The 9,865-nt window shown below is 51.8% G+C and carries 7 protein-coding genes; 6 read left to right on the top strand and 1 reads right to left on the bottom strand.

The window, feature by feature from the left end:
* Positions 1-528: 528 nt before the first annotated feature.
* The 5 genes from rlmE (at position 529) to ACNRUY_RS24745 (ending at position 7,126) form a co-directional block, all read left to right on the top strand.
* The gene (gene rlmE, locus ACNRUY_RS24765) at positions 529-1,149 is read left to right on the top strand and encodes a 23S rRNA (uridine(2552)-2'-O)-methyltransferase RlmE (RefSeq protein ID WP_488114346.1); all 621 of its coding nucleotides are present in this window, start codon (positions 529-531) and stop codon (positions 1,147-1,149) included.
* Between the two features lie 267 nt (positions 1,150-1,416).
* The gene (ftsH, locus tag ACNRUY_RS24760; protein WP_488114345.1) at positions 1,417-3,384 is read left to right on the top strand and encodes an ATP-dependent zinc metalloprotease FtsH; all 1,968 of its coding nucleotides are present in this window, start codon (positions 1,417-1,419) and stop codon (positions 3,382-3,384) included.
* Positions 3,385-3,540: 156 nt separating this feature from the next.
* Positions 3,541-4,461: a dihydropteroate synthase gene (folP, locus tag ACNRUY_RS24755; RefSeq protein ID WP_488114344.1), complete on the top strand. Its 921-nt coding sequence runs from the start codon at positions 3,541-3,543 to the stop codon at positions 4,459-4,461.
* A 68-nt stretch (positions 4,462-4,529) separates the two neighbouring features.
* Positions 4,530-5,867, top strand: coding sequence for a phosphoglucosamine mutase (glmM, locus tag ACNRUY_RS24750; protein WP_488114343.1), 1,338 nt, complete (start codon positions 4,530-4,532; stop codon positions 5,865-5,867).
* A gap of 335 nt (positions 5,868-6,202) precedes the next feature.
* Positions 6,203-7,126: a TAXI family TRAP transporter solute-binding subunit gene (locus tag ACNRUY_RS24745; protein ID WP_488114342.1), complete on the top strand. Its 924-nt coding sequence runs from the start codon at positions 6,203-6,205 to the stop codon at positions 7,124-7,126.
* Between the two features lie 85 nt (positions 7,127-7,211).
* On the opposite strand, the gene ACNRUY_RS24740 is transcribed toward ACNRUY_RS24745, so the two are convergent.
* Positions 7,212-9,251: an autotransporter outer membrane beta-barrel domain-containing protein gene (locus ACNRUY_RS24740; RefSeq protein ID WP_488114341.1), complete on the bottom strand. Its 2,040-nt coding sequence runs from the start codon at positions 9,249-9,251 to the stop codon at positions 7,212-7,214.
* Between the two features lie 222 nt (positions 9,252-9,473).
* Between ACNRUY_RS24740 and ACNRUY_RS24735 the strand changes: the two genes are divergently transcribed.
* On the top strand, positions 9,474-9,865 hold a 392-nt coding region (locus ACNRUY_RS24735), incomplete at its 3' end, for a hypothetical protein (RefSeq protein ID WP_488114340.1).

Below are 9,865 nucleotides of genomic sequence, written 5' to 3'. Positions count from 1 at the left end.
AAGAACGCCAATGGAAACTCTGATAGATGGCAAAGAGATCTGGAAGGAAAAATTTGTAGCCTGAATTTGACCTGACAGACACCCTCTGAAAAATCGGTGACTGTCAGATCAGGTCTGAACTACTACACCTATTGGTTGGCAGCTTCCACCTGAATTCAGTGTTGTTATTAGAGAATTGTATTGTGGGTATTTATTAAGAGTGGGGCTTTGGAGTCTGTTAAGCAGAACTAAAGTTCCAATTTAGTTGGTACGTTAGTTTTGTTTCGGTAAGCATAAGGATGATATGGAAAAGCCTAAGGGACATAATGTTTTTACGGTGAAAAAAGCTTTCCTGTATTTCACAGGCAGGGGCGTAACATTTTTTGGCTACGGTGTTGGGGGAGTTGTCGGATAAAGTCTGACGGCCGGACGCCTTGGAGGACACCTATCCTGCAGCGCAATTATTCGACAGTGATTACGGAGAGCCTGTGGATTTTGGCCGTGGTAAACTCTCATTTATCGATTTCAGGAGCAGTCCGCGAACACATTATGGCGAGATCCAAAAGCAGTGGCCGCTGGTTAAAAGAGCACTTTGACGACCAGTATGTAAAGCAATCGCAAAAAGATGGGTGGCGATCCCGTGCCAGTTATAAACTATTGGAGATTCAGGAAAAGGACAAAATTTTCCGCCCGGGTATCCGGGTAGTGGATCTTGGGGCAGCACCGGGGGGGTGGTCTCAGGTAGCGGCTTCCCTGGTGGGGGATCATGGTCGTGTGGTGGCTTCTGACATTCTGCCTATGGATCCCATTGCCGGGGTCAGTTTTGTCCAGGGAGACTTTACGGAAGAGGCCGTGCTCAAGGCGATTCTTGATACCATTGGTTCTGATCAGGTAGACCTTGTAATTTCCGATATGGCCCCCAATATGAGTGGTACGCTCTCTGTTGATCAGCCCAACTCCATGTATCTGGTTGAGCTGGCACTGGATCTGTCCCGGCAGGTATTGCGTAAAGGGGGTGTATTCCTTACCAAAGTGTTCCAGGGGGAAGGGTTTGATGCCTATCTCAGGGATATGAAAACCAGTTTCGATAAGGTGCAGACCCGCAAGCCCCAGGCTTCCAGGTCGCGCTCGCGGGAGGTCTATCTGCTGGCCAGCCGGTTCAAAGGTTGACCGGTTAGCTCAATAGGCTTGCGCTATCGTCCTGATAGAGTTCTGTGACTGTCACATGGACGTCTGATCGTGTATGGTTGCAGGTAGGGATTTATACAAACAGCGGTGAGTGGAAAAAGCCACTGACCCTGACACTGGAAGTGTCTGCAGAGCCTGAAGCTGCAGCATTTCCATAATAAGCAAAGCGAGCTGATAAGGTACCGTGCTCATTCCAAACGTTCACCTGATGCTTAAGTACGCTCAAGAGAGGTTAGCCCCTTGAATGATATGGCAAAAAATTTGATTCTCTGGGTCATAATCGCCTTGGTGCTGTTGACCGTATTTAAAAACTTTGACGGGATGCAGACGTCCACCCAGAAGGTGGCTTATTCCGATTTTGTCAGCATGGTTGAAAACCGGCAGGTCAGCAAGGTAGTGATTGATGGTTTTACCATCACTGGATTACTGAGCAACAGCGAGCGTTTTGAGACCAACCTGCCTCCGACGGTTCCGGATAATAAACTGATGGACGAGTTGCTCCGTGGCAGCGTTCAGGTTGAGTCCAAGCCCATTGAAAAACAAAGTATCTGGACGCAGCTGCTGGTGGCCAGCTTCCCGATCCTGGTGATTCTTGCCGTTTTCATGTTCTTTATGCGGCAGATGCAGGGCGGTGGTGGAGGCCGGGGTGGCCCCATGAGTTTTGGCAAGAGCAAGGCACGACTGTTGTCTGAAGATCAGATCAAAACAACCTTTGCGGATGTGGCCGGAGTTGAAGAAGCCAAGGAAGATGTCCAGGAACTGGTGGACTTCCTGAAGGATCCGGGCAAATTCCAGCGTCTTGGTGGCCGCATTCCCCGAGGGGTGCTCATGGTCGGCCCTCCTGGAACCGGTAAAACCCTGATTGCCAAAGCCATTGCCGGTGAGGCTAAGGTGCCCTTCTTCACCATTTCCGGTTCTGACTTTGTGGAAATGTTTGTCGGTGTGGGGGCCTCTCGTGTCCGTGACATGTTTGAGCAAGCCAAAAAGCAGGCGCCCTGCATCATCTTTATCGATGAGATTGATGCAGTGGGTCGTCACCGTGGTGCCGGCATGGGCGGTGGACATGATGAGCGCGAGCAGACATTGAACCAGTTGCTGGTGGAGATGGACGGTTTTGAAGCCAACGACGGAATTATTGTTATTGCCGCCACTAACCGTCCCGATGTTCTGGACCCTGCACTCTTGCGTCCCGGGCGTTTTGACCGCCAGGTTGTGGTGGGGCTGCCGGATATCCGTGGTCGGGAACAGATTCTGAAAGTACATATGCGCAAAGTGCCTGTTGCCGATAATGTTCAGCCTTCGGTGATTGCGCGCGGTACCCCCGGTTTCTCCGGGGCGGATCTGGCCAACCTGGTGAATGAGGCGGCACTGTTCGCTGCCCGTGCCAACCAGCGTACGGTGGGGCAGAAAGAATTTGACCTGGCGAAAGACAAAATCATGATGGGCGCTGAGCGCAAGTCCATGGTGATGAGCGATAAAGAGAAAAGCAACACTGCTTACCATGAGGCGGGCCATGCCATTGTGGGACGGTTGGTACCTGACCATGATCCGGTATACAAGGTGAGCATTATTCCCAGGGGCAGGGCACTAGGGGTTACTATGTTCCTGCCTGAGGAAGACCGTTACAGCCAGAGTCGCCAGGCATTGCTGAGCCAGATTTGTTCCCTGTTTGGTGGGCGAATCGCTGAGGAGATGACCCTGGGTAAGGACGGCGTCACTACCGGGGCTTCCAATGACATTCAGCGGGCCACCCAGATTGCCCGGAGTATGGTCACCAAGTGGGGACTGTCGGAGAAGCTTGGGCCGCTCCAGTACGATGATGAAGAAGGTGAAGTATTCCTTGGCAAGAATTACGGCAGTGGTGGTTCCCGGATGAATGTGTCCGGTGAAACGGCCAAGCTGATTGATGAAGAAGTGCGTAAGGTTGTAGACGACTGTTACTCTCGTGCTCATCAGATTCTTGTGGATAACCGTGACAAGCTGGATAAGATGGCAGGTGCCCTGATTCAGTACGAAACCATCGACAGTGATCAGATCGATGACATCATGGGTGGGCGTGATGTGCGGCCACCCAAAGATTCCGGAGATCAGGATAATGGTGCCGGTGGTGTTAAGGCGGCTTCTTCTGAGGAATCCGAAACCGATGTGAAGTCCGATGGCGCTGACACTGGCAGTGATGATAAAGGCTCGATTGGAGGGCCTGCGGGCGAACATTGAACTACTGTTATAACAGTCACAAACAACGGGCAGGTTTAACCTGCCCGTTTTCGTATATTCGTCGGTAGCGAGTTGCCTGTGCCTTCAGCAGGTAAAGCTACAGTAATCATGGCAACGGCAGGCTCCTGATCGGTATGTCATGACAGGGGATTCAGCATGAGCAAACCATTTAAACTCAACTGTGCGGGCAGAACTCTTGATCTTGAGAAAAGCCGGGTGATGGGGGTGTTGAACGTGACGCCTGATTCATTCTATGAGGGCAGTCGCTGTGCGGACTTGGACGACACCCTCAGAAGAGCAGAGGCAATGCTGAAGGCGGGGGCGGACCTCCTTGATGTTGGTGGTGAGTCGACCAGTAAAATGGTTCAGAAATACGGCTACACCAACGACAGTGAGCGTTATGTGGGGGGGCAGTCTGCAGAGGCCGTTAAGGGAGATACCGCCAGTTGTACCCAGGAGCTGGAGAGGGTGGTTCCCGTGGTTGAGGCCCTGGTTAGCCGTTTTGACTGCATTGTATCGGTGGATACCAGTTCGGCTCCAGTGATCCGGGAAGTGGCTCGGGCGGGGGCAGGCATGATTAATGATATACGGGCGCTGCAGCGCGATGGGGCTTTAGAGGCCGCTGTTGAGACAGAGTTGCCCGTGATATTGATGCACTCTCTGGTGGATCACCCGGAACCGGGTTTTGTTCCTCATTATGGTGACCTTATGGCTGAGGTCACCGGTTATTTGAGGCAAAGGGTTGAGGTCTGTGAAAAGGCGGGTATTGCGAGAGAGCGGTTGTTGATTGATCCCGGCTTTGGTGGAGGGTTGTTTGGCAAAACGCCCGCTTATGATCTCAGTATGTTGAAGAATTTCAGCCGCTTCCATGAACTGAACCTGCCCATCCTGGTGGGGATGTCCAGGAAGTCTTTTATTGGCGCCACTCTGGATAAGGATCCGGGTGGACGCCTGCCGGGCAGTCTGGCGGTTGCATTGATGGCTTCACAGGCCGGTGCTCATATCCTGCGTGTCCATGATGTGCCCGAAACCTGTGATGTGCTTCGTATGCTGGAAGCCGTCAGTCAGGCAGCCTGAAAGCCAGCTGGCGAGTGTAAGCCAGGCCTTATTGTTGTTGAATCGTTAAGTGGTAATGGGAGACGGGCATGGCTCGTAAATATTTTGGTACCGATGGTATTCGTGGCAAGGTGGGGGAGTTCCCTGTCACACCGGACTTTGTTCTGAAGCTTGGCTGGGCCGCAGGTCGCGCCCTGGCGGCGGAGGGGGAAGGAAAGGTTGTCATCGGGAAAGACACCCGGATTTCCGGTTACATGTTTGAATCGGCACTGGAAGCGGGTCTTTCTGCGGCAGGGATTGATGTGGTTTTGACAGGCCCTATGCCAACACCCGCCATCGCTTACCTGACCCGGACGTTTAATGGTCAGGCGGGCATTGTGATCAGCGCCTCCCATAATCCATTCTACGACAATGGTATTAAGTTTTTTGCCGGGGATGGCACCAAGTTATCCGATGAACTGGAGTTGAAAATCGAGGCGCTGCTCGAGGCCGATATTGAGGTGGTCGATTCCAGTGAGCTTGGTAAAGTGAGCCGGATGGATGATGCTGCGGGTCGTTACATTGAGTACTGCAAGGGTAGCACTGCCCAGCAACTGGATCTTCGAGGCTTGAAGGTTGTTGTTGATGCCGGCCATGGCGCCACTTATCAGGTGGGTCCTGCCGTTTTCCGTGAGCTGGGTGCCCAGGTTATTGCCATGGGAATTGAGCCTGATGGTGTCAACATCAATGAGAATGCAGGCTCGACAAAACCGGAAGGGCTGGCTGCCAAAGTGAAAGAGGTGGGGGCCAATCTGGGAATTGCTTTTGATGGGGATGGAGACCGGGTCATTATGGTGGATGACCGTGGGATGATCATCGATGGTGATCAGCTGCTCTATGTTATTGCCATGGATCGTCACAAGCGGGGAGTGCTTAAAGGAGGCGTTGTTGGCACCCTGATGACCAACCTGGGCATGCAAAAAGCCCTGGAAGCAGAAGGCATTCCCTTCGTCCGGGCGAAGGTCGGTGACCGTTATGTTAATGAGCTTCTCCTGGAAAGGGAGTGGCTGCTCGGTGGTGAGTCATCTGGCCACATTATCTGTCGGGATGTTTCCACAACCGGGGACGGCATTGTTTCAGCACTGCAGGTATTGAAAGCGTTGCAATCGTCTGGGCAGCCACTGTCTGAGTTGATCGGTGGTATGGATATGTACCCACAGACCATGATCAATGTCCGGGTTCAGAACAAGTGTGATACCGATACCGTCCCCGGTATTCTATCTGCAGTGAAGCAGTCGGAAGCGGAGATGGCGGACAAAGGTCGTGTATTGCTGAGAGCCTCCGGTACCGAGCCTGTAATTCGTGTAATGGTGGAAGGAGAAGACGCCGGTTTGGTCAGGGAGCAGGCTGAGAAACTGGCGGCAGTCGTTGAACAGGAAATGCAGTAACGAGGCATTTCATTTAGATTTAAAAAGAGGCAGGGTTTCCATTCACTGTGTATTTTAGAGAGGAAACCCGGCCTACGCTTCAGTGATCAAGTCTGATATTCTCATTGGGATGATAATACCAATCGCATTTTCTAAATCCCCTATTGCGCTGTTGATATGAACAGAAATTCAGCGTTGAAGCTCCTCGCCATAGCTATGGCTATGTCTCGTCGCTTCGCCTTGTCTTTCTGCCCAGCTCAACATGCTCATAACGGGGTTAGAAAATTTGATTGGTATAAATTGCCATAAGTGGCTTTTTAACGACATGTCTAATAATAAAGAATGGAGTTCACCCGATGCGCATTCTTGTATCACTGGTATTGACTCTGCTGATGCCGCTGGCGGTTCAGGCCCAGAATTACTCAATTGGAACCGGGGGGCAAAGCGGTATTTATTATCCGTTTGGTGGCGCTCTGGTCAAAGTCTGGTCCGATCAAATTCCTGGCGTCAGTGTTAAAGCCGAGGTATCGGCCGCTTCCGTTGAAAACACGATTAAGGTGGTTCGTGGTGATATGCTGGCCGGCCTGGCCATGGGCAATGTAGTGTTGGATGCCTATCAAGGTAAGGGCAAGTTTCCCCAGGAGCTGCCAGTGAACGTGCTGTTTGCTCTGTACCCGAATCTGGTGCATGGACTGACTCTGAAAAAAAGCGATATTCACTCTCTGAGTGATTTGAAAGGCAAGCGAGTCTCCCTGGGAGCGCCCGGTTCTGGCACTGCGGTTACCTCTGCAGCCCTGCTGGAGTCCGTGGGAATTGATGTGCAAAAAGACATCCGGGCGGTTTATCTGAATTATTCTGAGACCACCAATGCGCTGGGGAATGGCCAGATTGATGCGGGCTTTATTGTCGGGGGGCAGGGCGTTGGTGCCGTGACTCAGGTGGCTCTGACACACGATATTCGCCTGCTCTCCCTTTCGGATGATCAGCGAAAGGCGTTTATTGAGCAATATCCGGCATACAGCGCTTATACAATCCCTGCCGGTATTTATCATGGGACCGAGGCTGTGGATACCCTGAGTGTCTGGAATGTACTGGTGGTCAATAAAGGTATGTCGGAAGAGTTGGCTTATCAGCTGACTCAGGCAGCCTTTGAAAACATGGATGGCATTCGTAAAATTGTAAAGGCCGCAGAATCCACTACGGTGGATAATGCCACCATGCTCAGTGCTGTGCCAATGCATCCGGGGGCAAAGAAGTATTTTGACTCTCTTCAGAAATAACGTTCAGCCTGTTGCCTGCCCATAAAAGAAAGGCCGCACTGTTGGGTGCGGCCTTGTTTTAACGAATAGTTGCAGACAGAAAACGTCAGAACTTCATTTCGTAGGTCAGGGCCAGGGCATGGGACTGGCTCTTTTTGCCGGTGGCTCCCATGTAGTCAAAGCTCAGGCTTTTGTCGTCTGCCAGCATGACGGAGTAACCGGCACTGTAATAGGCTGCGCTTTTACCCTGGCTTCCCGTTTTGAGCGCCTGCAGGCTGCTTTGACCCGCCGTGCTCACCTGAAGGGGCTTGTCATCCAGGAAGTTGTGCTGATAACCAAGACCGGCACGGAGTTCCTGTGGGTGTTGATGATCCAGCAGGGAGTAGTGGGCCTGCATGCCTGCTCTGGCCACCATGTCAGTCCGGCTCTGTTTCTCAACCTTCAAGCCATTGTTGCCTTCTTCGGTATAACCGTCCAGGTTGCTTGAAAGGTACAGCAGCTCAACATTGGGGGTGAGCACCAGGCCGGTGTTGACCTTATCCAGAGGAATGTCATAGCCAATTGAGCCGTAGGCGGTCAGTTCTTTGGATTTCGGGCTGGAGGAAAGAACGCTCTTGCTGGTCAGATCATGACGGGTGTTGTCAAAATCCGTCCAGCCATAAGTCAGCAGGGCGTTAAGGTGCAGTTGATCCTTGTTGAAAGAAACAAAAGGACCGAAGCGGAAGTTACTGGCTTTCTGCTTGTCCTGTGAGCCGTCAAACCCTGTGTTCAGTTTCTGCATGCCCATCATCATTCCGAAGGACCAGTCACTTTCCACTTGTTTGAACAGACCCACTTCAAGACCATAGCCATTGGTGTTGAAGCCGTTGATATCGTCGGTCTGGCCCTGGTTGGACCTCAGTCCGTAAATCTGGCCGTAGGTATAGACGCCACCTTGTTGGACATGCACCTTGCCACCAGAAGCACTGGTAGAGGCCGACATTTCATCAGCGCTGATGTCATTCAGACTGACGGCTCCACTCATTATTCTGTGTCCACCGGTGATGGCACTTGTTATGGCCATGGCGTGGTTATTCATTGAAGCCATGCCGCCAGTAACAATGGTGTTTACCGCTGAGGTTTGAATAGAGGTTACGTGCCTGGCGGTACTTTTACTGATCGGCTCAGGCTCTGGTAACGGCTCTGGTAAAGTCTCGGGGGGGTGTTCCTTGTTTTTTGCTATTGCCTGCTTACCTGAAGCGGTTTTCCTTTTTTTCTTTGTTTTTTTAGTATTCTTCGCTTTTGGTGAAGGCTGTTTGTCATTTGAGGCCTCTTCCTTTGCCCGCTTTTCAGCGGCTGCTTTGGCCTGAAATTCTGCAACCATTTCGCGAATAAGAACCGGGTTGTCCAGGTTATTCATGATCTTATCGATCAACTCCTGGTCATCTGTACTGCTCAATATCAGACCAAGATCGTAACTGGTTATTCCGGTGGGGGGGGGATTCATGCTGTCGGCAACATCAAGGCCTTTTTCTTTCAGGAGTTTGGCACGTTGTTTAGCGTTAAAAGCCTTTTGATACTTTTGACCCAGATCATAGCTGTCGATACCGGTTGGTTGTCTGACTTTGTTCTCGTCAGGGGCTGGGTTGTCGAGAGTGTCTTTCCGGTCAGCCGTCTTTGTCTCCAGGCTTGGAGTGGAAAGCTTTTCATCTTTTTTATGCGTGGGTTCAGGTTCTGGGCCAAAAGGAGTGGCTGCCTCTTTTGAGGTTGATGGCTCAGCCTGTTCCTGTGCGCGAACCGTTTGATCGGTTTGTTGGGTTGATACATGGAGATCGTTATCGTCAGCCGTTTCTAAACCAGTACGATCTTTTATCCAGTCAGGAACCAGGTTTGAGAATGTTTCCTCCCAGCCGGAGGCCCATTTTTGCAGATTGATCTTGGAGGTCGATGCTCTTTCTTTCTGCTTGGGTTCGGGTTCCGGTCCAAAAGGGGGTTCCGACTTTTGCAAATGGGCACTGTCTCCTTTCTTTTTGAGGGCTTGAATTTCCAGTTTGGCTTGCTTTCTGGCTCTTTCACGGTGAGAGCGTTGATCCGCTTTCAGCTCACTGTCAGATTGCTTGGGACTCAGTAAAACGAAATTGTTGTCTTGTTGTACTGCTGGCGTCATAGGGTGAACGACTACAGAGAGCGCAGTTGGTCCTTTATAGGGGAGCTCACAAGTGCCTTCTGCTTCCGTAACGGGTTGAACCGTACCTGCAGGCGTTACAGGGAGTGGAACTCGGGACAGTGCTGTGGTTTCTTTGTTGGCTCTGTTTTTTGAGGATGTCTGGTCAAACAGATGATTGTGTTTTTCCAGTTCCACAAAAAATGAGTTTGCGCTGGAAGATGAATGACTTCCAGGGGCCTCGCCATCAGGGGCTGCAGGCTGTGTAACTATAGCTACAGCAGTTGTTCCATCATAGGGTTGGGTTTGATGACCCGCAACCGGTTGTGTCTGGGTGGCCGGAGTCACCGGCGGTTGAACCCTTTGAGTGGTAACAGGGGTATGGGATTGATGACCCGCAACCGGTTGAGTCTGGGTGGCTGGAGTCACCGGCGGTTGAACCCTTTGGGTGGTAACAGGGGTATGGGTTTGATGACCCGCAACCGGTTGAGTCTGGGTGGCCGGAGTCACCGGCGGTTGAACCCTTTGAGTGGTAACAGGGGTATGGGATTGATGACCCGCAACCGGTTGAGTCTGGGTGGCTGGAGTCACCGGCGGTTGAACCCTTTGGGTGGTAA

It is taken from the genome of Endozoicomonas sp. Z74, from assembly GCF_057680865.1.
The sequence above is the reverse complement of the archived record's forward strand: the minus strand, read 5'-3'. Positions and strand labels throughout refer to the sequence as shown.

Coding starts and splice junctions, on each gene's coding strand:
- rlmE (WP_488114346.1), top strand. CDS start 529: ATGGCGAGATCCAAAAGCAGTGGCCGCTGGTTAAAAGAGCACTTTGAC.
- ftsH (WP_488114345.1), top strand. CDS start 1,417: ATGGCAAAAAATTTGATTCTCTGGGTCATAATCGCCTTGGTGCTGTTG.
- folP (WP_488114344.1), top strand. CDS start 3,541: ATGAGCAAACCATTTAAACTCAACTGTGCGGGCAGAACTCTTGATCTT.
- glmM (WP_488114343.1), top strand. CDS start 4,530: ATGGCTCGTAAATATTTTGGTACCGATGGTATTCGTGGCAAGGTGGGG.
- ACNRUY_RS24745 (WP_488114342.1), top strand. CDS start 6,203: ATGCGCATTCTTGTATCACTGGTATTGACTCTGCTGATGCCGCTGGCG.
- ACNRUY_RS24740 (WP_488114341.1), bottom strand. CDS start 9,251: ATGACGCCAGCAGTACAACAAGACAACAATTTCGTTTTACTGAGTCCC.